This window comes from Mesotoga sp. H07.pep.5.3 (assembly GCF_002752615.1).
In the GTDB taxonomy this organism is placed as follows: domain Bacteria; phylum Thermotogota; class Thermotogae; order Petrotogales; family Kosmotogaceae; genus Mesotoga; species Mesotoga prima.
Genome location: NZ_AYTV01000026.1, coordinates 23875 through 44606 on the forward strand (window position 1 = coordinate 23875; position 20732 = coordinate 44606).

A 20732-nucleotide genomic window follows, 5' to 3' on the forward strand; every position below is an offset into this window, starting at 1 on the left:
ATCTTTTAGGTCATTCGAGTTGGTTATTGAATTATCATGGACACATAGTTTTTCCCCGGATCGATAGGGTTACGAAAGTTCAGTGGTTTTTCGGTTTATTGCAGGGGTAGTGATGTGGAAACATGAAAAGAAGAATTGTAATACCCTATACCAGTTTATGGTATGATACTTTCATTAGTAAGTGGAATATTTCACAAATTTCACATAAAGGGGTGGTGTAATGGCCCTGCAATTCATCTCTCTACTGGTGATCTCCTTTATCATCTGGCTGGGCTTAGCCGGGAGTTTTGCCCTTGCCGAGATACTTCTTGGGCTTGTGGTTTCGACTGTTGTAGCCATAATCTTGAGCAAGTACTCAAGATTCCGGATCGGTCTGGATTTTCCTGTTCGCGTCTTCAGATTCGTATTCTCCTTCCTTCCAATCTTCATTATGGAAATGGTAAAGGCAAATATCGATGTAGCCAAAAGAGTCTTGAATCCTTCTCTTCCGATAAACCCTTCGATGGTAGAAGTTGAAACGGATTTGAAAGGGGAGATCTCGAAGCTCACTCTGGCCAACTCAATAACTCTCACACCTGGAACCTTGACAGTTGACATTGGTGAAGACCGGCTTCTGGTTCACTGGATAGACAAGAAGACCAGTGAACCCGAGAGAATAAGAGAAGAGATCTCGGGAAAGTTTGAGAAGAGAATAGGGGGGATCTTCGAATGATAGGCTTCTCCATCTTCTTTTCGCTAATACTCATTGGCGCCGCTCTGACTCTATACAGATTACTGAGAGGGCCGACGGTTCCCGACAGAGTCGCAGCACTGGATATATTGAACGTGATGATTACTAGTGCAATAGTATTGTTTTCTCTAATCGATGGCAATCCTCTCTTTCTAGATATAGCGCTTGTTTATGCTGCGCTCTCGTTTCTTGAGACCATAGTGGTTGCCAGGTATCTGGAGGGGAGAAGATGATCATACTAGATATTGTGGGATATGGGCTCTTATCTGTCGGCACATTTTTCTTTTTCCTGGGAGGCCTTGGAATGCTGAGGATGCCCGATGTTTTCAACAGGCTGCAGGCCGGAACGAAGGCAACTACACTGGGTTCGTTCTCCGTGATACTTGGTGTGGGACTGATAAATCCACAGTGGCTGCTGAAGACTATAATCATAGTCGCCTTCATTGCTATTACAAATCCTGTCGGGAGTTCAGCGATAGCCAGAACGGCCCTGAAGAAAGGAATAATACCGATAACTTATCAGGAATCTCATAAGGAACCGGACGGTCTCCCCAAAGGGGGTGGGGAAGAGTGAACGTATTCTCGTTCATAATCGGAGTGGTAATGGTGGGACTGGCTATTTTCGCGATTGAGGCGAATAAGCTGTTGACTTCCGTGATAATGCTCTCCGCAATGGGGCTTCTGTCTGTCATACTGTTTGTTATCATGAAAGCTCCGGATGTCGCAATAACGGAAGCTTCTGTTGGAGCCGGCCTCACTACGGCCATATTCCTCCTCTCCCTTAGGAAGCTGAAACGAGCTGATGTAGAATGAAGCGGATGATCTCTGCACTTATAGCTCTTCTTTTCTTCTTCATGATCGTAACCGTTCTGAATACCGACTCTTCAGATTCTATGGGGATTCCAGGATACGGTGATGTGAAGCTCTCGGAAAGAGTCTCAGCGAAATACATCGAGAAATCGGTCAATGGTAATGAAGATGAGATTAAGTTCGGAGTAACTGCAAACGCCGAAACGGGTTCGGCAAACATGGTTACTTCGATAGTCGTCAATTACAGATCATTCGACACCCTTGGAGAGGTGACGGTCCTCTTCATTTCGGCGACCGGGGTTGGACTGCTTCTTGGAGGGGGGAGAAAGAGGATTCGTTCGGCAATATCCGTTAGCCCAGTTGTCAAGATCGCCTCGCGCGTAATCTCCCCATTGCTAATGGTGCTGGGGATATACGTATTCGTTCACGGCCATCTAACACCGGGCGGAGGATTCCCCGGTGGAGCGATAATCGCAGCCGGTTTCTTGCTGCTCGTTGCGGTTGACGATGAAAAGAGGGCTTCAAAGGGACTTAAGATACTGGAGGGTACAATGGGACTTCTCTACGTTCTCATAGGTATAGCCGGCCTGTTGATCTCAGGTTCCTTCCTTAAGAATTTTCTTCCCACGGGTGTGGTAGGAGAGCTTTTCAGCGCAGGAATTATACCGGTTGTTTACTCTGTAATCGGTCTCAAGGTTGGAGCAGAGCTTTCCGGAATTGTAGATGACTTAATTTCGGAAGGGGGCGATGAAGTATGATCCAGTACTTCTCTATGATGCTGGTAGCCGTGGGTTTATACGGCCTTCTTTCGCAGAAGAATCTCGTTAAGCTAATAATATCTCTAAATATCGCAGAGATCGGAGTCAACCTCTTCATTGTCTCTATAGGTTACATAGAAGGGGGAGCAGCTCCTATTCTTTCATCGGTCAGCGACAACTCGTCTCTTCTCTTTGTCGATCCTCTTCCCCAGGCTCTAGTTTTGACTTCTATAGTCATCGGGGTTGGCATAACAGCCCTCGCGCTTGCGCTTATTGTTTCTGTAAACAAATCAAGGGGCACGATAGATATCTCGGAGCTCTCGAGTAGAGGAGGAGATTCCGAATGAATCCCGTATGGTTAATTGCGATACCCCTCGCGCTGGCCTTTGTGAGCGCCTTCTGGAGAAGTGTATCCGGTTGGGCTCTGCTTGTAGCAGCCTTCTTCAACGCTTTCGCTGGGGTTTTCGGAGTAATGTTCCTCACCGATACAAGCTTCTCTATTGGCGGGTGGAAGGCTCCGTATGGTATCAGCTTGCTCGTCAACGACGCTACGAAGCTTTTGCTTCCCGTTGCAAATATTCTCTTTCTTTTTGCAGTGTTGAGTTACCTACGAAAAGGGAATGAGACAACGAAGTACTCGGTGGTTTTCTTGGTGGCTCTTGCCTCACTTAACGGGGTTCTCTTGACAAACGATCTCTTCAACCTCTTCGTTTTTCTCGAGATCGCCGGTATCTCCGCCTATCTTCTGGCATCTACTGGAGAAGGCAGCGGTTCAAAGGTTGCATCTTTCAAGTATCTGATGATAGGATCGGTAGGATCGCTGTTGTATCTTCTTGGGATTGCGATTCTTTACGGGGCAGCGGGCACTCTGAACATTTCCGAACTTGCTGCCAGGGTATCATCCGGCCAGATAAGCGGGGATGTGACACTAGTTTCTTCACTTCTTATTGTTGCGGGTCTTGGCGTCGAATCGAAATTGCTCCCCTTCAACGGTTGGGTTCCCGACGTTCTGACGAAATCGTCGCGTGTGGCGACACTGGTTCTTGCGTCGGTCTATCCGCTCGCAATGGTGAATGCATTTTCAAAGGTCCTTCTCGCCGTTGGAGATGATCGCGCGATGACTCTCGTCATTCTTCTTGGAACGGCAACTGTCCTTGTAGGCGAGGTCCTTGCTTTCAGTCAGAAGTCGTTGAGAAGAACGCTTGCCTATTCAAGCATCGCTCAGTCGGGTCTAGCGATCTTTCTTGTAGGGATCGGAAGCATTGAGGCAATCACGGCATCGATAATGCTTCTTATAAACAACGCCCTCTCTAAATTTATGCTATTCTCCGTTGACGACCAGGTTATAGATGAACTGGGCCGAGACGATAGAAACGCCCTTAACGGGTACGGCCGAAAGTCACCGATAGTCGGGGTAACATTCGTTGTCTCCGCGCTTTCTATCGCAGGTATGCCACTCTTCTTCGGATTCAGGGGAAAGCTGAACGCAATCTCGGCCAGTTTCGAAACCTCTATTGCCGTTCCTGTAATAATTCTCATTGCAGCGGCCATTGAAGTTACATATTACTTCAGTTGGATCTTCTCCTTCTTCAAGCCGGTCGGAACAGCTCATACGCCTGAGAAGAGAATGGTTCCATCGGTGGAGTTCGTTGCCTTCGGGCTGGTGCTAAGTACGGTTATAGTCTTCCTCGGGGTAAGCTCCGGGGAGGCTTTCACAATGTTTGAGAGAGCCGCGGATTCTCTTGTAAATGGCGTTCTGGCAATCGGAATGGCCATTCTGGGAGGGATGTAGATGAATATACTCTTTGTGATAGCGGCATCTCTCTTTGCCGCTCCGTTGTTCTTTCTGGTTTCGAAATTTAAGAAGAATGCTGCATATGTTGCGTACGCCGCGTTCCAGATATTTATCTTTGTCTATGTATTTTTCTGGGGAGGTAACGGAGCATCATATGAAGTGGTTGGGATAACTGGAAGACTCAACTTCAATTTCTCTATGACCCCCGTTAACTGGTTTTTCGCTTCGATAGTGATGCTAATTATATCCATGACTGCAGTCTTCATGCTTCCTCTAAAGAAAAGCCCCGTCAAGGTCTTTCTGCTTAGTCTTGTAACTTCAGGAGCGATCGGGGCGGTCTTCTCGGCCGATTTCCTTACTTTGATGATCTTCTGGGAGATTTCCACATGGGCCTCTCTGATTCTCATAATTCAAGACAAGGAAAAGTCGACTGGAGAGGCGATAAAGTATGCCGCTATCGCGGCGGTGGGAAGTTATTCAATGTTGTTCGCGATCTTTTATATGGAAAGCAGGCTGGGAACCGTCGAATTTTCCAGTGTGGCTTTGAAGATCGAGAGCCAACCGATCGGTGTTCAGCTCACAATCTTCATAGCCTTGGCGGTAATGGTTCTTGCAAAGATGGGAACTTTCCCTCTCCATACATGGCTTAGGGGCTCACATTCTTCTGCACCAGACGAATTCAGCCCCATCCTTTCCGGAGGACTCACAAAACTCGGTGGCTTTCTACTCTTCACCATGACGATTGTTTTCCCCTCCTTTAAGGTTTTCGGCAAACTTCCCCTATTTAACGGCATTCCGATCGTAAATTATGGATTTGCCCTCCTTGGGGGCATTTCGATAGTCGTGGGAACGGTTATGGCTATACGAATGGAAGACGCCAAAGAACTCATCGCCTTTTCGACTGTAAGCAATTCAGGCTATATAGTGTTGGCCCTCGCCATTGGTGGAACCTACGCGACTGCCGGAGGAATGATGCACATTCTCAACCACGCAATGGCATCTGCCGCCATGTTTATGGCGATAGCTGCGGTAGCCTACAGGACAAAGACTACGAAAATGCACGAGATGGGAGGACTCATAATGAAGATGCCCGTCACCTTCGCCGTTTATCTCGTTGCGATTATTTCGGTGGCTGGAATTCCTCCTACAAGCGGATTCGTGTCGAAGTGGTTGATCTATCAGCAGCTAGTGCAGGATGGTTTGCCGTTTCTAGCCTTTGCCGCTTTCTTTGGAAGCATAGGGTCATTCATGTATGTCTTCAAACCTCTAGCGGGGATTTTCCTGGGACAACTGAAGCCCGAACATGAGAAAGTTAGAGAAGCACCGCTGATTATGCTTGCTCCGATGGCCTTTCTGACATTTCTTACTGTTTTCTGGGGAGTCTTCCCGAGCAACGCTATAAGATCGATCAACAGGATTACGGAATCGGTTGGCGGAGGAACTGTCGACGTGACTTTCTCGAGAATTGTCGCACTTACTGGGGAATGGGACTCAGTTTTGGTTACGACTGCCTTCGCGATAGGATTCGTGATATCGTTGTTAATCTTCATGCGCGCAAAGAAGGCCAGACAGGTAGATCTTCTAGACAATTACACGGGCGGGGATTTTCTGTACACCGCAGAGCTTTATCACTTTTCTTACAGGATGTACAGGCCGTTCGACAGGTTATTCGAAAAGTGGCCTTCGATGGAAAACTGGCTTTCATCGACTTCTGAGAAGATTAAGGAGCTTGGAGCCCTGTTCAAGGCAGTCTTTTTCAACCGTAATCCTCAGGTTTACATTGCTTTGACTGTTATTGTGCTTCTTGGCGCCTTCTGGTGGTTGAGGTGATGACATGTTTATGAATATCATAATCACAATACTTTCGGGGATCGCGCTTCTAATAGTCGCGTTCGTATATACCGTAACCCTTGAAGGAATTGCAAGAAAGATAGATGCAAGAATTCAGAGAAGATACGGCCCGCCTTTCTGGCAGAACTTCATAGATATTTTCAAGTCTCTGACGAAGCACTCGATTTCCCACGGCTTCATCTTCGACTTTGGTTTACTTATGGCTCTGGGAGGGACGATTGCGACGGTCTTCTTCGTCCCGGCCGGCAGTCTCGCCGTCTTTCCGGGAATCGACAATGTCTTTGTAGTGATCTATCTTCTGGCAATTGGCCTTCTTGGAATGGCGATGTCTGCCGTAGGGTCGGGAAATCCAAATGCATCCATAGGAATCGGAAGGGCACTGGCCCAGATGCTTGGATACGAACTTCCCTTCATGATAGTGATTCTCGGGGTCTTTTTCCACCATGGGACTTCATCTCTATCCGATCTTGTAAGCATCCAGATAGCGCAGGGTGCTTACAACGCTTGGTTAATGCCGATTGGCGGAGTAGTTGCCTTTATTTCTCTGATAGGGATGCTCGGAAAGAAGCCCTTCGACACCTTCATTGCACCGGCCGAGATAGCTTCCGGACCACTTGTGGAGTACAGCGGGAAGTATCTTGGTATGCTGATGATCCAGCACGCATTTGCGACATTCATTGAGATCGGATTGTTTGTGAACCTCTTCCTTGGAGGCGGTAGGACTTTATGGGAATTCCTCTTGAAGTTCCTTATAGTGTACTTCTCCATAGTAATCATCTCCGCCACTATTCCAAGATTCAGGGTCGAGCAGGCGATCAAATTCTACTGGAAATGGCCGCTCATTCTCTCCTTCGTTCAAGTAATCATAGTGGTCTTTGTGATGGGGAGGTGATGGCATGAGCGAAGAACGCAAAGCGTGGAAAAAAGTAGCAAATATGCTCAGATCACGCTCGCTGTGGATGCTTTATTACTGTACCGGATGTGGAGCTATAGAGCTGCCTCCAACGATGACTTCGCGCTTCGATATGGAGCGTCTCGGGATTGGGCCTATGGCAACTCCTAGGCAGGCCGACATTATGTTAATCACCGGATACCTAAGTACTAAGACTCTCAGGAGAGTCATTTACTCATACGAACAGATGCAGTCGCCGAAGTATATAGTCGGCTTTGGTTCTTGCACTTTAAATGGGGGAATATACTACGACTCGTACGCGACGATAAACAAACTGGATCTTTATGTGCCTGTGGATCTTTATCTGGCCGGTTGTATGCCCCGCCCGGAAGCTATAGTAAGCGGATTCACCGCGCTGATGAGCAAGATTGACAGAGGAGAGGCCAACGGCTGGAAAGAGTATCAGGATAAGAACGATTGGTACAAGAAGAATCAGATAGAGGCTCTCGGGGAGGTGTATGTGCACGATGAATTCCATGAATGAGATACTTGCAGAAGTGACGACTATTGCCGGAGAATTGTCGGTCAAGGAAGTAACCGCCCGTGAGTCGATCGTATCCGTTGAAGCTTCAATGCTGAACGCGGTTCTTGAGCTCTTGAAGAGAAAAGGCTTCTCTCATCTCTCATTAATAACCGGCGTCGATAGGATAAAAGACGGAGTCTTCGAGGTGTTCTACACCCTTTTCAGATGGGAGACGGGAGAGACTCTGTTGGTGAAGAGTTCTGTTAGTAGAGACAGGCCCGTCATTACTAGCGTGATGCACCTTTGGCCTACAGCAAGGTTTTATGAAAGAGACGTTCACGAGTTCTTTGGTATAGTGTTCGATGGCAACCCCGATCTCAAACCACTCATACTCGAAAACTGGAAGGAAATGCCACCGATGAGAAAAGACTTCGATCCGCAGAAATATTCAAACGAGCACTTTCCGGACAGGAGTTACGAAACAGAGTTCCTGGTCGAAGGGGGCGATGAGAATGAGTAAGGAAGTCAAGCTGTTCTTGGGCCCTAACCACCCCGGGATGCATGGCAATTCAAGCGTTCACCTCTACGTGGAGGGTGACACCGTCGTCAGATCGAGACTCGTTCCTGGCTTCCTTCACAGGGGCTTCGAGAAGTTGATGGAGAGAAGAGGCTGGATGCAAAACCTGGCCTTGATCCCCCGAATCTGCGTGCCCGAACCGGACATAAACGAAATGGTTTACGCAATGGCAGTCGAAGCGCTCACCGGGACGGAAGTGCCAGAAAGGGCTCACTGGATAAGGATGATAATTCTCGAGCTGGCGAGAATAGCTTCCCATCTAATGGCTTTGGGTGGAGTCGGAGGATCTACGGGTCTCTACACGATTTCGCACTGGACTCTTGCGGACAGGGACAGGATTCTAGATATTTTCGAGAAAATTACAGGCGCAAGGGTCTATCACATGTATATCGTTCCTGGGGGTGTAAGAAAGGATCTGCCCGAAGGGATAGAATCTGAGATAGTTGAATTTCTGGATTACATAGAAAGCAGGAGCGATGAATTTGAGAACCTGCTCCTGAAAAACAGGATAATCAGAACGAGGACAGAGGGTCTCGCGCTTCTAACCAGAGAAGAGGCGCTGGAAATAGGCGTAACCGGCGTGGGACTGAGAGCAACAGGTCTGCCCTATGACATAAGAAAGATAGATCCTTATGCAAAATATGACAGTGTGGCTTTCGACATTCCCACCGCAACTGAAGGGGATGCATTTGCCAGATTCACTTTGAAATACTATGAGATGATGCAGAGTATCAGGATACTGAGGCAGGTACTTGAGAAAATGCCGGAGGGACCTGTGAACGCAAAGATCTCATCTGGCAGCGCTCTCAGATGGAGGGTGCCGGAGGGAACTGTCTACACTCACATAGAGTCATCCAGGGGCGAGTACGGATACTTTGTTGTCTCAGATGGAGGGGAAAGACCCTACAGGATAAACGTCAGAGGGGCTTCCTTTCCTCAGGGTTTGTACGGTGTCGAGAAACTGCTAGCAGGCACAAGAATAGAAGACGTTGCTCTCTGGCTAACCACTATGGACTTCTGTCCGCCAGAGATCGACAGATAGGGGGCTGGTAACGTGAGCGTATACGATGATTTCAAAAAGACTTTCTGGGGTCCTACTGTAGCCTGGAAGAGACTGTTCACGAAGCCGGTTACAATAAAAGTTCCACAGGTTTATCGCGAAGCAGCCGAAAGATACAGGGGGTTCCACGTTAACGATTGGGACAAATGCTCCGGATGTGGAACTTGCGCAAAGATATGCCCCACCGACGCCATTAAGATGGTGCCAGTGGATATTACGGTCGATATCGGAAAGAAGGCACAGCGACCGGCTATAGACTATGGAAGATGTTCCTTCTGCGGTATGTGTGTCGACATATGTACGACGGGTTCACTGAACATGACCAGGGAGTATATTCATATATCCGACGACCCTGATAGTTTTTTCTTCCTACCAGATGAAACTGGCATCCATCATGATAGTCAACCTATAGGCTATTCACGCGATGAAAACTCGGAACTGCTCGATCTTGAAAGGGTAGAAATGGAAGAGCTCTCGGGTGAAGAGAGAGTTCAGTCGTTTATAGAATTTGTCAAGGGATTCTCGAAAGAGCAGGCCATAGCGGAGGCGGCAAGATGTGTGGACTGCGAACTCTGCATAGATGCCTGCCCGGCAAAAATGGATATTCCTAGATACATAGAGAGCGTCTTCAAGAACGATACAAAAGAGGGCGTCGAATGGATATACAGGACCAATCCTTTGCCGTCGGTTTGTGGACGCGTCTGTACCCACAAGTGTGAGACCGTCTGTTCAATAGGTAACAGGGGAGAGCCCGTTGCCATAAGATGGCTGAAGAGATATCTCATGGATCAGGAGAAGACGGAAGACGTTATAAGATATGCGAAAGAACAAGAGATAGTCAGAAAGGGAAGTGGCAGAGTTGCGATAATAGGCAGTGGCCCGGCCGGTCTGTCTGCCGCATATTACCTTTCGCTAATGGGCTACTCTGTTACAGTCTATGAAAGCAAAGAGCATGCGGGTGGTGTCATGAGGTATGGTATACCACGCTATCGTCTCCCCGATGAAGCATTGGATGCAGACTTAGAAGTAATAGAAGCCTTGGGTGTGAAGATCGAATGCGGTAAGACAGTTGGAAAGGACGTCACTATAGAACACCTTCATGAGAAGTTCGATGCGGTCTTTCTCGGAACGGGGTTCATGAAGGGAAGAAGCACCGGAGTCAAAGGAGCTGACAGCGAAGGGGTTTTGATGGCCATGCCTCTTCTCGAGTCTATTCGCGATTATCTCAGAGGGGATTCAAGCAAGAAACCGGAGGTGCCAGAAAGCCTTGTCGTAATAGGCGGAGGAAACGTTGCAATGGACGTGGCTCGTAGCGTTGCCCGTCTCCAGAAGATGGAAGGAATGCCGATAGATATCAAAGTAACATGTCTCGAATCCTCGGATGAGATGCCAGCCGACCTTGAGGAGATAGTAGAGGGAAGGGAAGAGGGAATCAAATTCTTTCCTAGTCGAGGACCGAAGGAAGTCTGTCTCAAGGGCGGCAAAGTCTTCGGATTATCTACGATTGCTTGCACAGCAGTCTTTGATAAAGACGGAAGATTCAACCCAAGATTCGATGAAAGCGACGAAAGTATGATCGAAGGAAAAATGATTGTTGAGGCAATAGGTCAGGCGCCGGACTACGATTATCTTCCAGAATCGATCAGAGAGAAGATACAGTTCGTAAGGGGAAGAATACTCGTTAACGAGAAAGGTCAAACAGATCTTCCCTGGCTTTTCGCGGGAGGAGATATCGTGAATGGTCCGGACATCATTCATGGCGTTGCCGACGGTCACAAAGCGGCAGTTGGTATCGACGAGTACCTTAGTAAAGGGGTGAAGTGATGAGCGATTTCAAGAGCATTCTGGAGGTAGCACTCAGTTTCGAAAAATCAGGCCGGGAGTTCTATAAAAATAATATGCAGAAGGTCAATCAATCCGTAGCCAAAAAGACCTTCGAATATCTTATGGAAATGGAAGACTCTCATGTGAAGTTCATTGAGGGTATGATCGAAGCTCTTGAAGATAACAAGAAGGTTGATTTTGCCCTACAGGAAGAAGCGGAGGAGATATTCGTAGAGAGGCTGAAATCGCAAGCGCTCTCAAACAACTCTTACAGCAGCGATCTTGCCGATCTTTCGATTTTAAGAATGGCCTACCTCATTGAGAGGGATTTTGTTGATTACTACGAAAATGCCTCCAAAAACGTGGAAGACACGAGTGCAAAGAAACTCATGGTAAAGCTAATGAACTGGGAAAAAGGGCATGTTACTCTTGTCAAAGACCTCATGGAAAAGATATACGAAAAGAACGCAATTGATCTTGGCTTCTATCCCTTTTGATTGGAGAGAACGTTCTCGAGAAGAGAGACGAAGAAGCCGTTACGCTTTGCGGGAGAAGAGCCGCTGCACGCTTAAAAGCGGAGAACCCGCTGAATGCTATGAAGAACCATCCTTGGTCCTTCAAGAACATGGACCCGTCCCTCGTAATTACCGCTGTACGCTGATGAAAACCACGTTATCCGTCAACGGTCTTCTGAGAAGAGCGTGTCCTTCGATAAGATCAAAGAAACTAAAGAGGTCAGAGGTATGAGGGTAGACGTATGAAGATCAAGATCAAACATCACATACCAACATCATGAACTATTTTCAGCATCTTGTGTTCCGTAGCTCTTTTCGGACCTGCAACCACCTACCTGCAGCCCCGATCGGTTCAAAACATCCCGAAACAAGTTCGGGATGACAGCGAGTGATTATTCCGAAAAGGATAGATTCCGTCATTCCGACAAAGCTCCTGGTCGGAATCTTGATGCTATTGCTTCACGGCTCTCCTCGGCGAACAGAGAACCTCTCAACGGTCAACCAGTTTCTCTTGCTTTTCCTACCACGAACCGCGACCCCCAACCACGGTTTCTCCAAAACCCAGATCCCGAAACAAGTTCGGGATGACCCTTAACAGGAGACCCCAAACAGGAGCCCTGAACAAGAGCATTTCAGGGCAGGCTCAGCGGGATGATAACTAACGATTAATGCGGGAAGGCTAGATTCCGTTATTCCGACAAAGCTCCTGGTCGGAATCTGGATGCTCTTGCTTCGCGATTTAACGAAGAACGAAGAACAAATCCTTGCTCTGGAATAACAGATTCTCCTCGGAGAACGGTGAACCAGTTTTGTTGCTCTTCCTACCACGAACCCGCAACCCCCAACCCCGGTCTTTCCAGTTTTCAGCGTCTCTTAGCAATCGGCCAGCGGCTCTTCTCGTGAACGGTGAACAGCCCGACGGATAACCCATGCCTTGAACTTGTAACCATTCTAAATAGTCATAAGAAGACCGATAATATTTGTCTAGAATTACATGGAGGTATTTATGAAAAGGATTGTCACAATAATGTTTTTACTCGCATTGATAGGAGTGTTTACTATGGCCAGTACTGAAATACCAGTAGTTGATGCTAATTTGCCAGAGAATCTAGAAACCGCGACCTTCGGATTAGGCTGTTTCTGGGGTTCTGAAGCGATATTTGGAGGGATAAGCGGAGTATATAGGACCAGCGTTGGATACGCAGGAGGCACGAAGGTTAATCCAAGCTACTATTCTCTTGGAGACCACACTGAGGTAGTTCAGATACAGTTTGATTCTTCAGTAATCTCCTATGAAGAACTTTTGGAGCTTTTTTGGCTTTCTCACAACCCTTATGTGAATTACAAGATTCAGTATATGTCTCTCATTCTCTATCACAATGAACAACAGAAAGAGACCGCTGAAATGTTCATTGATTCGAAGGAGAACGAAGCCGGCAGGAAGGCGGCCACAGAAGTCTCGCGGATGACCGAGTTCTACAGAGCCGAGGATTACCATCTCAAGTTTTACCTCCAGAGAGATAAGGAGATTCTAAACGATCTTCTAAGATATTACGAAGACATCTTCGCTTTGAACGATTCAACTGTGGCGGCCAGGTTAAACTCTCTCCTGGCTGGCAAGGGAGACCCCGATCTTATGAAAAACGAATATGAAGATTACGGTCTCCAGAATAGAGCTCTCGAAAAGGTGAGGGAGATGCTCTTTTAGAGTGAAAAGAGATTCTGAAAAACTAATTCTAAATAAAGCCTGGTCTGAATTAAGGAATAAGAGAGAAAAGTAGATAAAGCTCATTATCGAGAACTAGGCTTCGATATACGAGACATGATGATAGTTGTCCGTCAACGATCCACCGTCGCCGCCGAGAAGACCGGTTGTCCGTTCCTACGCTAAGCGTCTGGGTTGTTTGTTCTTGGAATTAGATCCCGAAACAAGTTCGGGATGACAGCGAATGATTATTCCGAAAAGGATACATTCCGTCATTCCGACAGAGCTCCTGGTCGGAATCCGGATGCTCTTGCTTCAAGGCTCTCCTCGGAGAACTGAGAACCATTCAGTGGTGATCCGGTTTTCAGTCGCTCTTTCCAACCCCCGATTTCCGACCCCCAACCCCGATTCTTGAAAAACCCAGATCCCGAAACAAGTTCGGGATGACAGAGTGAGGAGCTTCCGAAAGTCGATGTTTGGATAACTTCCTAAGTTGCAGCAAAACCTTGAACTGGTGACCCGGTTTTGTTCACGAAACCCCAGACTCGAGACGAGACCCGTCTTGTTAGGTCTTTTTACTTGCAACTTGGAACTTGCATCTTGCAACTGATTTTTCGCTCTTTCCAACCCCCTACCTGCTACCCCCAACCCCGTTCTTACAACTCATCTCTCGATAAGTTTTACTCCCGCGCTTTTGAACTCCTCTATAGTCCTCTGAATATCGCCCTGGTTAGCCTCAACCCCTTTTGTTCCGTTTATTATTACGTTTGTCTTGAAGCCTGCCAGGAGCGCATCGTGAACAGTATATTTTAGGCAGTAGTCAAGAGCGAGCCCGCAAATGTCAAGTTCCTCGATTCCAAGTGCCTTGAGAAGTCCGTCGGTTCCAAGCTGTGTTCCATCGTTCTCCTTGAAGATCGAGTAGCTGTCGACGTGGGGGTGAGTCCCCTTTCTTACTATATAGTCGAAGCGCCAACTCTCTATGTCTTGATGAAACTCCGCTCCATGACTTCCCTGTTGACAGTGAACAGGCCACAAAACGGGGCCGATCCCTTTCCCGTTGTCAAACGGTGTAAAAGGGTCTTTCCCATGATTGACCGCAAAGCTCATGTGATTCGACGGATGCCAGTCCTGGCTCGCAACTATCACCTTGTACACGGGGTCTTTCATTGTTCTGTTTACCACTGTGTTGATCTTGCTCGCATCGTTTACGGGCAGTGCGCCGGTTTCATAGAAGTCGTTCTGAACATCTACGACTAGCAGTGCTTTACGCATTTCAATCGCCTCACTTTCAAATTTCTAAAGCGCCCTTAACTTTTTGCGAAGTTCTTCATCAACTGAGCCAAGGGCGAAAAGCGTGATCTCGTCCGGTCTTAGCTTCTGAACCCTCTTGATCAGTTCAGCGAACTCGTCCCATCGACCTGTGTAATTGAATGCTCCAAGTCCGATTCTAATATCTTTCAGCGATCCATGAAGACTGCGGATCTTCTCTATCCTGGTGATCACTTCATCCGGTTCCTTTCCATATGCCATAACGACGGCCGAATCAATCAACCCGCTCTTCAACCACTCTATCCAGGGTTGCAGACGCTCACTTACAGCTCTTTCTGAATAATCATCGTAGACCGCACAGGATAACTTTTTCCCTTTGGCTCTTACGACTTCGGAGATCATCGAGACCTGTCTCGTGATGGAATAGATTCTGAAGCGAACGAAGGTGTCCTTACTTTCGATAAGTTCCTCTCGATTGAGCCACTTTCTGTATTCAGCCAGAGCAAGCGGATTGTAGCCGAAGCTCTTGAATGGGTACCTTATGAAGTCAAGATGAACCTCTTCCACATCGTAATTTGAAATTTCCGAAGCAATTTGGGCAGTGAATTCTCTCACATCTGGGATACCGGGATCTATGTACGGCCCGAATACTTCTTCTAAATTGCTAGATGAACACTCAAGCATAGAATTGCCGCTCTCGTCTACGGTGATCCATTCCGGTCTCCTGTTCAATACATGCTTTTCGGAAAGGGGTCTTTGCTTTCCAAAACCCCAAACAAGGTTAACGTTCATCCATGCCGAAATCTTGAACTCCCTTCCGCAAGCCTTTTCTATGGTCATCTGAAGTGCATCAAAGTCTTGAACTAATTCTTCGGCAGGAGGGAGCATATTTGAGGAGTAGTAAGAATCGGCGCGATTAACAACCTGTATGTAAGCCCTGAAGGCATTTATCCCGTCTAGCTTTTCGATCATTCTGCTCAGAGATTCCCGAGATACGAGTTCCTTGCTAGGAACCCACACTTCCGGTCTGAATCCGCTCATCTTCTCCTCCATTCAATATGTCGGCAATTCTGTCCAGACTATCAGATGAAGTCGATCACGTTAGATTTTTCGCTTATTTCCGGGATTATTATGCCCTTGCCGTCCGCCATTACTACCGTTACGCCGGGGCCGTGACCGGTAATTATACAGTCTCCGTGCACAACTACTCCGATAGTAACGGAGCCCTCCATATAACCTCCAAGTCCGAAAGAATCGTTGTGGTTCTCAAGGGCTACAAAATCGCCTATTCTTAGCCTGTCGAGACCGACTTTCTTTATGAGTGCCCTGTCATTTGTAATGATGTCGTAGTCTCCGCCGGAAGGATCTCCCGATCCTGAGCCGGAACCCATGAGATAGCCCGGTACTATTGCCCTAACTGGAAAGTGGATCTTTCCATCTCCTTCTCCAACGGGAATTCTATCGAGAAGTTCTGGATCGATATTGTAAACCCTTATCGAAGGATAGTCCTCAAGCACCAATCCTTGGCCGAATCCGACAACCTGTATCTTGTCTCCAATCGCCATCTTCTTCTTTATGTCTTCTTTGAAGTGAATCAAGACATGATTTATGCCGCCATGTTTGCCTATTACTATTCCCTTCTCCCCTTTTGCATCTCCGCTGATCAAAGTGGCCGAATTGCCGATACAGGAATAGCCGACATATGCCGCGTTTTTGTCGTTGTCCGGGTTCTTCGTAGAAACATCCGGTTCAACATGGTCGCCCACCATCTTGAATGCGCTGTCCCCAAGAGCGAAGTTATAGGTTATTCCACCAGTGCCGGGAAAGAGTCTGGGAGTCCCATCGACTTCCAGTCTGAAGGGGCTTCTCCTCAAGGGATGGGCAACTTCTCCGCTTACCGAGATCTTCACTACAGAAGCTTTGTTTGTACGCAATGTACTTTCCTCCATTCAATCGTTGTGTTGTTTTGAAGTACATATATATTATATCAACCCGATAACGCTTGTCCGAACCGTGATATAATCCACGCTGGAGGTTATAAGATGTTTTATCCGGGACATATACAGAAGGCAAAAAGACAGATTCAGAATTACATAAAATCGGTTGATGGAATAGTCGAGCTACTCGATGCGAGAATCCCTCTTTCGAGCAGAGCCTATGAAGCAGAGAAATTGTTTCAAAAGAAACAGCGCATTGTCGTTCTAAACAAATCCGATCTCGCCGATCCGAAGATCACTTCGATGTGGAGAGACTATTTCAAGTCAGAGGAAAGTGACGTTGTCGAAGCCTCGCTGAGATCGACCGACGCAAAGCAGTTCATTATAAGAGAAATAGTACCGTTATTGAAAAGCAGATTCTACGAAAAGAGATTCATGGTTGTAGGAATGCCAAACGTTGGGAAGTCGACATTTATCAACAGACTCAAAGGCAAGAAATCACTGGCCGTTGGAAATAGGCCGGGAATAACTCGAGGGGTCCAGTGGATAAACGTCTCGGAGAGTATAGCAGTTCTCGACACGCCGGGGATACTATATTCAGATCTCCGATCTCCACACATAACTACGAAGCTTCTTGCGGTTGGTTCCCTACCGTACGAGAAGTTTGACCCTCTTGACGCCTTCGAAAGGGTGCTTGCCCTAATTGTCGAGAGGTATGGGAAAGGTCTCCTCGAGGATTACCTCGGTGAGGAATTCTCCAATCAAGAAGAGTTTGTCGAGAAGTTCTGCAGAAGAAGAAACTATCTTGCCAAACAGGGAGCGCTCGACACTACCAGAGGAGCCCACACTTTTCTCAGGGAGGTCGCTGCCGGGAAGGCAGGCAGACTCTCTTTCGAAGATCCTGAAAGCTTTTACACCAGTGATTCGTCAGAAGCGGAGTGATTTCTCGCTTTGTTTCTCAAATCGCTCCATATGCGATCGATGAAGCTATAGGTCAGCCACTCTTCTACTATGTGCAGTTTTCTCGTGCCGATTCTGGTTGGTTTGACGATGCCCTCCTCTCTTTGGAAATATCCCCTTGCTATTGCGGAGTGAAGGAGATATCTCATCCTCACCGGAAGCCTTCCGAAGTGTTCTTCAAGACGGCGGAGATCTAGTTGACCACCGTAAAGTGCCCAGAAAGAGTAATAAAGAATCGCTGAAAACTTCACCATTTTGATTGTCTTACTGACAGGAAGCTTTCCAGAATCGAGAAATGAGTAGTATTCATCGAGCGAAAAGGTGTTGGTTCGAAACTCCTTTCCATTAAAGGAAGAAGCGCTCGTGCCAATTCCCATAAAGAACTCGCGTGAAACAGAGCTATATTTTCTTCCTTCGTTTCTCTTCTTGAAGGTCCAGAGTGAGTCCCTAATATAACCTTTTGAGAGAGCGACGTTTTCCAGTTCTTCCAGAATCTCGAGTTCCTTCTCGGGATCGTTCTTAGTGTTTTTGTACGCCGTATCTGCGAAACGCATCATTGGATAGACTGATACCTGTTCCGGGCCGTAAGAAATAGCCGTCTCAAGATCCTCTACGATTCTTCTCCGCTCAAGCTGGTAATCGAAGATCAAGTCAACGTCAACAAAGTCAAAGCCCGCCGAAGTAGTCGCGGCTATCGAATTCAGCGAAACGACGGAATCCTGTCTCCTTCGCCCCATCGAGTTCAAAGTGAAATCGTCGAAGGATTGGATCCCGAGACTAACGAAGTTAACGCCAGTCTCTCTTATTTCCTCAAGCCTCTTGCTGGAGACATCTGCCGGGTGGATTTCAAGAGCGATTTCGCCATCAGTCATTTCCCTGAAATGGGAGACGACTCCCTTTAGAAGGTCCAGGTCATAAGAAGGTGTCCCGCCCCCTATGTATATGGAACTGAATTGTCCAACTCTCTGTAGTTCGGATTCGCGCTTCAAAGCCGTCAAGTATTTGTTTGTCAGTTTAGAGTCGTATTTGATTTTGTTGTAGGGGCAGAAGCTGCAAAACTCCGGGCAAAATGGCACGTGAATATACAGCCCTGGAGATGAATCGAAGGCCATCGGGCCACTACCATCAACGTTTTGTATTCTGAACAGCTTTTTTCCAAGTTCCATGACTCTTTCGGCCAGACCCATTTTTCGCCCTCCCGCTCCATTCTAGTACGTAAAGTGTGTTAATATAATATATGTTCTGAGCATATATCTCATCCTATCTGGAGGCGTTACATGAAAAAGGACGTAGTAATAGTGGGAGGAGGTCCAGCCGGAATCGTCACGGCGACGACGGCAAAGAAGACCTATCCCGACAAGAGCATTGTGGTTATTAGAAGGGAACGTGAAGGAGTAGTCCCCTGTGGAATTCCCTACATATTTCATACTCTTCCGACTGTAGATGCCAATACCATGCCTATTAAAGGCGCTGAGGATCTGGGAATCGATTTTATTTTCGATGAAGTTGATGAGATCAGCACTGATTCCAAAATGGTTAAGCTCTCCGGTGGGGAGTCTATCGAATATGAGAAGCTGGTTATCGCCACTGGTTCACAACCGATATTTCCTCCAATAAAGGGCAGCAAGCTTCCTGGTGTCTTTACCATAGCCAAGGACAAAGAGTATCTGAAGAGTGTATACGCTGCCGCCAAATCGGCGAAGAAAGTAGTGGTCGTTGGTGGAGGTTTTATAGGAGTTGAGGTTTCGGACGAGATCCTCTCCGACGGCAAAGAAGTCTATCTGGTCGAGGCCGTTGACCAGATATTGATGGCGGCCTTTGACAAGGAATTTGGAACCATGGTAAGCGAAAGACTTGAAAAGAAAGGCATGAAACTGCGCACCGGGATGAAGCTGTGTGAGATCAAAGGAGAAGACAAGGTCTCCGGAGTCGTACTTGACAATGGTGAAGAAATCGAAGCAGATATGGTGATACTTTCAATAGGGTACAGGCCGAACGTGAAGCTTCTGGAGAACATCCCCGTTCACAGGGGTATAACCGGTGGAATATGGGCCGATGAATACATGAGAACCAGTGTTCAAGACGTCTTTGCAGCCGGTGACTGCGTCGAACACAAGTGCTTCTTCACGAGAAAGCCCAGTAGACTGATGCTGGCCTCTACAGCTGCTTTTGAGGCAAGAGTGGCTGGTTCGAATCTTTTCAGCCTAAAGATGGTAAGGGAGAATCACGGAAATCTTGGAGTGTTCTCCACTTCGGTGGCCGGGCTTACGGTCGCTGCTGCAGGTCTTACTGAGTGTACAGCAAAGATGGAGAATTTTGATTACGTGGTCGGGGTTGCAAAGGGAATAGACAGACATCCCGGTTCGCTTCCCGACAAGTCGGAAATCTTTGTCAAGATGGTCTTCTCCAAGGAGAGCGGGATTCTTCTTGGAGCCCAGATGGCAGGCGGAAAGAGTGTCGGAGAGATGATCAATATTATCGGGCTAGGTTTGCAGAAAGGAATAACCGTGAACGATTTCCTCACGATGCAAATCGGTTCCCATCCACTACTCACGGCTGCCCCTACTAGCTATCCGTTAACTTTAGCGGCTGAAAATGCTCTAATGAATTTGAGAAAGGAATAAGAAACACTACAAATAGAAGAAGCTACCTTTAGGGTAGCTTCTTTTTATCTTGAAGGATATCACTTTGCTTTCCCCTGATTAGCGACGGCCTGTTGTGCCTTTGCAATCTCTTCGGGGTCGCCCAGATAATAGTGCTTTATTGGTTTTAGACCGTCATCCAGTTCATAGACTAGAGGTATTCCGGTCGGAATGTTCAATCCTACGATCTCCTCGTCTGGGATATTGTCCAGATACTTGACAAGTGCCCTAAGGCTATTTCCGTGGGCAACTATCAGCACTTTCTTTCCAGACTTTATCTGTGTGGATATCTCATTTTTCCAAAGTGGCAGGAATCTTGCCACTGTGTCCTTAAGACATTCGGTTCTGGGGAGTTCCTCGTCTGAAAGAGACCTGTATTTCGGGTCGTGACCTGGAAATCTCTCGTCACTCTCTTCGAGCGCAGGCGGCCGAATATCATAGCTCCTCCTCCAGATCTTCACCTGTTCTTCGCCGTGTTTTGCGGCGGTCTCAGCTTTGTTAAGGCCCTGGAGGGCTCCATAGTGTCTCTCGTTCAGTCTCCAGTCCTTGATCACCGGAATCCACATGAGATCCATTTCGTCCATTATGTACCAAAGGGTTCTTATTGCCCTCTTCAGAACTGAAGTGTAGGCAAGATCGAAATCGTATCCATCGGCCTTCAGCACCTTCCCCGCATTCTCTGCTTCCTCTCTTCCCTTTTCGGAGAGATCAACATCGGTCCAGCCGGTGAAACGGTTCTCTTTGTTCCATGTGCTTTCTCCGTGTCTTACCAGTACGAGTTTGGTCATCTTTCTCCTCCTTCCTTATATCTCCTACATTATAAACTATTCTTCAAACTGAGGTAGATCGGTCCATCTTTTGAAAAAAAATTCAATAGTTCGCGG

At 47.3% G+C, this 20732-nt stretch carries 22 protein-coding genes; 17 read left to right on the forward strand and 5 right to left on the reverse strand.

Features of this window, described 5'->3' with window-relative positions; genetic code table 11:
- The first annotated feature begins 220 nt into the window (after positions 1-220).
- The 15 genes from V513_RS12990 to msrA all read left to right on the forward strand — a co-directional run bounded on the left by V513_RS12990 (position 221) and on the right by msrA (position 13043).
- Positions 221-712: a Na+/H+ antiporter subunit E gene (locus V513_RS12990; RefSeq protein ID WP_014731278.1), complete on the forward strand. Its 492-nt coding sequence runs from the start codon at positions 221-223 to the stop codon at positions 710-712.
- The gene (locus V513_RS12995; RefSeq protein WP_014731279.1) at positions 709-963 is read left to right on the forward strand and encodes a cation:proton antiporter; all 255 of its coding nucleotides are present in this window, start codon (positions 709-711) and stop codon (positions 961-963) included. The genes V513_RS12990 and V513_RS12995 overlap by 4 nt, the downstream gene beginning before the upstream one ends.
- On the forward strand, positions 960-1304 hold the full coding sequence (mnhG, locus tag V513_RS13000; protein WP_014731280.1) for a monovalent cation/H(+) antiporter subunit G: 345 nt from the start codon (positions 960-962) through the stop codon (positions 1302-1304). Before V513_RS12995 ends, mnhG begins: the two co-directional genes overlap by 4 nt.
- Positions 1301-1543 carry a Na(+)/H(+) antiporter subunit B gene (locus V513_RS13005; protein WP_014731281.1) on the forward strand — a complete coding sequence of 81 codons (243 nt, stop codon included), beginning with the start codon at positions 1301-1303 and terminating at the stop codon, positions 1541-1543. Before mnhG ends, V513_RS13005 begins: the two co-directional genes overlap by 4 nt.
- On the forward strand, positions 1540-2298 hold the full coding sequence (locus V513_RS13010; RefSeq protein ID WP_099773076.1) for a Na(+)/H(+) antiporter subunit B: 759 nt from the start codon (positions 1540-1542) through the stop codon (positions 2296-2298). The genes V513_RS13005 and V513_RS13010 overlap by 4 nt, the downstream gene beginning before the upstream one ends.
- Positions 2295-2645: a sodium:proton antiporter gene (locus tag V513_RS13015; protein WP_099773077.1), complete on the forward strand. Its 351-nt coding sequence runs from the start codon at positions 2295-2297 to the stop codon at positions 2643-2645. The genes V513_RS13010 and V513_RS13015 overlap by 4 nt, the downstream gene beginning before the upstream one ends.
- Complete coding sequence (locus V513_RS13020) at positions 2642-4090, forward strand: complex I subunit 5 family protein (protein ID WP_099773078.1); 1449 nt, start codon at positions 2642-2644, stop codon at positions 4088-4090. The genes V513_RS13015 and V513_RS13020 overlap by 4 nt, the downstream gene beginning before the upstream one ends.
- The gene (locus V513_RS13025; protein WP_099773079.1) at positions 4091-5923 is read left to right on the forward strand and encodes a proton-conducting transporter transmembrane domain-containing protein; all 1833 of its coding nucleotides are present in this window, start codon (positions 4091-4093) and stop codon (positions 5921-5923) included.
- Between the two features lie 4 nt (positions 5924-5927).
- A complete protein-coding gene (locus tag V513_RS13030; RefSeq protein ID WP_099773080.1) occupies positions 5928-6836 on the forward strand; it encodes a respiratory chain complex I subunit 1 family protein in 909 nt (302 codons plus the stop codon).
- A gap of 4 nt (positions 6837-6840) precedes the next feature.
- A complete protein-coding gene (gene nuoB / locus V513_RS13035; RefSeq protein WP_099773081.1) occupies positions 6841-7380 on the forward strand; it encodes an NADH-quinone oxidoreductase subunit NuoB in 540 nt (179 codons plus the stop codon).
- The gene (locus tag V513_RS13040; protein ID WP_099773082.1) at positions 7364-7879 is read left to right on the forward strand and encodes an NADH-quinone oxidoreductase subunit C; all 516 of its coding nucleotides are present in this window, start codon (positions 7364-7366) and stop codon (positions 7877-7879) included. Before nuoB ends, V513_RS13040 begins: the two co-directional genes overlap by 17 nt.
- Positions 7872-8978, forward strand: a complete 1107-nt coding sequence (locus V513_RS13045; RefSeq protein ID WP_099773150.1) for an NADH-quinone oxidoreductase subunit D — start codon at positions 7872-7874, stop codon at positions 8976-8978. Before V513_RS13040 ends, V513_RS13045 begins: the two co-directional genes overlap by 8 nt.
- A 12-nt stretch (positions 8979-8990) precedes the next feature.
- Positions 8991-10820 carry an FAD-dependent oxidoreductase gene (locus V513_RS13050; protein ID WP_099773083.1) on the forward strand — a complete coding sequence of 610 codons (1830 nt, stop codon included), beginning with the start codon at positions 8991-8993 and terminating at the stop codon, positions 10818-10820.
- Positions 10820-11317 carry a ferritin-like domain-containing protein gene (locus V513_RS13055; RefSeq protein WP_099773084.1) on the forward strand — a complete coding sequence of 166 codons (498 nt, stop codon included), beginning with the start codon at positions 10820-10822 and terminating at the stop codon, positions 11315-11317. The genes V513_RS13050 and V513_RS13055 overlap by 1 nt, the downstream gene beginning before the upstream one ends.
- 1024 nt (positions 11318-12341) lie before the next feature.
- Positions 12342-13043, forward strand: coding sequence for a peptide-methionine (S)-S-oxide reductase MsrA (gene msrA, locus V513_RS13060; RefSeq protein WP_099773085.1), 702 nt, complete (start codon positions 12342-12344; stop codon positions 13041-13043).
- 660 nt (positions 13044-13703) lie between these two features.
- Here the strand turns inward: msrA and pncA are convergent.
- From pncA to V513_RS13075, 3 genes are read right to left on the reverse strand one after another with little or no spacing between them, the layout of a single operon-like run.
- Positions 13704-14312: a bifunctional nicotinamidase/pyrazinamidase gene (gene pncA, locus V513_RS13065; protein ID WP_099773086.1), complete on the reverse strand. Its 609-nt coding sequence runs from the start codon at positions 14310-14312 to the stop codon at positions 13704-13706.
- A gap of 24 nt (positions 14313-14336) precedes the next feature.
- Positions 14337-15350, reverse strand: a complete 1014-nt coding sequence (locus tag V513_RS13070; protein ID WP_257212134.1) for a glycoside hydrolase family 10 protein — start codon at positions 15348-15350, stop codon at positions 14337-14339.
- Positions 15351-15391: 41 nt separating this feature from the next.
- Positions 15392-16243, reverse strand: coding sequence for a DUF4438 domain-containing protein (locus tag V513_RS13075; protein WP_014731295.1), 852 nt, complete (start codon positions 16241-16243; stop codon positions 15392-15394).
- Between the two features lie 108 nt (positions 16244-16351).
- On the opposite strand from V513_RS13075, the gene ylqF reads away from it, so the two are divergent.
- Entirely contained in the window at positions 16352-17188 is an 837-nt protein-coding gene (gene ylqF, locus V513_RS13080) for a ribosome biogenesis GTPase YlqF (protein WP_099773088.1), read from the forward strand.
- Here ylqF and V513_RS13085 read toward each other — a convergent pair.
- Entirely contained in the window at positions 17158-18393 is a 1236-nt protein-coding gene (locus V513_RS13085) for a radical SAM protein (protein ID WP_099773089.1), read from the reverse strand. The genes ylqF and V513_RS13085 overlap by 31 nt on opposite strands.
- Before the next feature lie 90 nt (positions 18394-18483).
- Here V513_RS13085 and V513_RS13090 point away from each other — a divergent pair, with 90 nt between their 5' ends.
- The gene (locus tag V513_RS13090; RefSeq protein WP_099773090.1) at positions 18484-19830 is read left to right on the forward strand and encodes an FAD-dependent oxidoreductase; all 1347 of its coding nucleotides are present in this window, start codon (positions 18484-18486) and stop codon (positions 19828-19830) included.
- A 59-nt stretch (positions 19831-19889) separates the two neighbouring features.
- Here V513_RS13090 and gpmA read toward each other — a convergent pair whose 3' ends face one another.
- Positions 19890-20636 (reverse strand): 2,3-diphosphoglycerate-dependent phosphoglycerate mutase, encoded by a 747-nt coding sequence (gene gpmA, locus V513_RS13095; protein ID WP_006488416.1) that lies wholly within the window; start codon positions 20634-20636, stop codon positions 19890-19892.
- Positions 20637-20732: the final 96 nt, after the last annotated feature.

What these genes read in the sequence shown, in the direction of transcription:
- V513_RS12990 (WP_014731278.1), top strand. Translation starts at nt 221, where the DNA reads ATGGCCCTGCAATTCATCTCTCTACTGGTGATCTCCTTTATCATCTGG.
- V513_RS12995 (WP_014731279.1), top strand. Translation starts at nt 709, where the DNA reads ATGATAGGCTTCTCCATCTTCTTTTCGCTAATACTCATTGGCGCCGCT.
- mnhG (WP_014731280.1), top strand. Translation starts at nt 960, where the DNA reads ATGATCATACTAGATATTGTGGGATATGGGCTCTTATCTGTCGGCACA.
- V513_RS13010 (WP_099773076.1), top strand. Translation starts at nt 1,540, where the DNA reads ATGAAGCGGATGATCTCTGCACTTATAGCTCTTCTTTTCTTCTTCATG.
- V513_RS13015 (WP_099773077.1), top strand. Translation starts at nt 2,295, where the DNA reads ATGATCCAGTACTTCTCTATGATGCTGGTAGCCGTGGGTTTATACGGC.
- V513_RS13020 (WP_099773078.1), top strand. Translation starts at nt 2,642, where the DNA reads ATGAATCCCGTATGGTTAATTGCGATACCCCTCGCGCTGGCCTTTGTG.
- V513_RS13025 (WP_099773079.1), top strand. Translation starts at nt 4,091, where the DNA reads ATGAATATACTCTTTGTGATAGCGGCATCTCTCTTTGCCGCTCCGTTG.
- V513_RS13030 (WP_099773080.1), top strand. Translation starts at nt 5,928, where the DNA reads ATGTTTATGAATATCATAATCACAATACTTTCGGGGATCGCGCTTCTA.
- nuoB (WP_099773081.1), top strand. Translation starts at nt 6,841, where the DNA reads ATGAGCGAAGAACGCAAAGCGTGGAAAAAAGTAGCAAATATGCTCAGA.
- V513_RS13040 (WP_099773082.1), top strand. Translation starts at nt 7,364, where the DNA reads ATGAATTCCATGAATGAGATACTTGCAGAAGTGACGACTATTGCCGGA.
- V513_RS13045 (WP_099773150.1), top strand. Translation starts at nt 7,872, where the DNA reads ATGAGTAAGGAAGTCAAGCTGTTCTTGGGCCCTAACCACCCCGGGATG.
- V513_RS13055 (WP_099773084.1), top strand. Translation starts at nt 10,820, where the DNA reads ATGAGCGATTTCAAGAGCATTCTGGAGGTAGCACTCAGTTTCGAAAAA.
- msrA (WP_099773085.1), top strand. Translation starts at nt 12,342, where the DNA reads ATGAAAAGGATTGTCACAATAATGTTTTTACTCGCATTGATAGGAGTG.
- pncA (WP_099773086.1), bottom strand. Translation starts at nt 14,312, where the DNA reads ATGCGTAAAGCACTGCTAGTCGTAGATGTTCAGAACGACTTCTATGAA.
- V513_RS13070 (WP_257212134.1), bottom strand. Translation starts at nt 15,350, where the DNA reads ATGAGCGGATTCAGACCGGAAGTGTGGGTTCCTAGCAAGGAACTCGTA.
- ylqF (WP_099773088.1), top strand. Translation starts at nt 16,352, where the DNA reads ATGTTTTATCCGGGACATATACAGAAGGCAAAAAGACAGATTCAGAAT.
- V513_RS13085 (WP_099773089.1), bottom strand. Translation starts at nt 18,393, where the DNA reads ATGGGTCTGGCCGAAAGAGTCATGGAACTTGGAAAAAAGCTGTTCAGA.
- V513_RS13090 (WP_099773090.1), top strand. Translation starts at nt 18,484, where the DNA reads ATGAAAAAGGACGTAGTAATAGTGGGAGGAGGTCCAGCCGGAATCGTC.
- gpmA (WP_006488416.1), bottom strand. Translation starts at nt 20,636, where the DNA reads ATGACCAAACTCGTACTGGTAAGACACGGAGAAAGCACATGGAACAAA.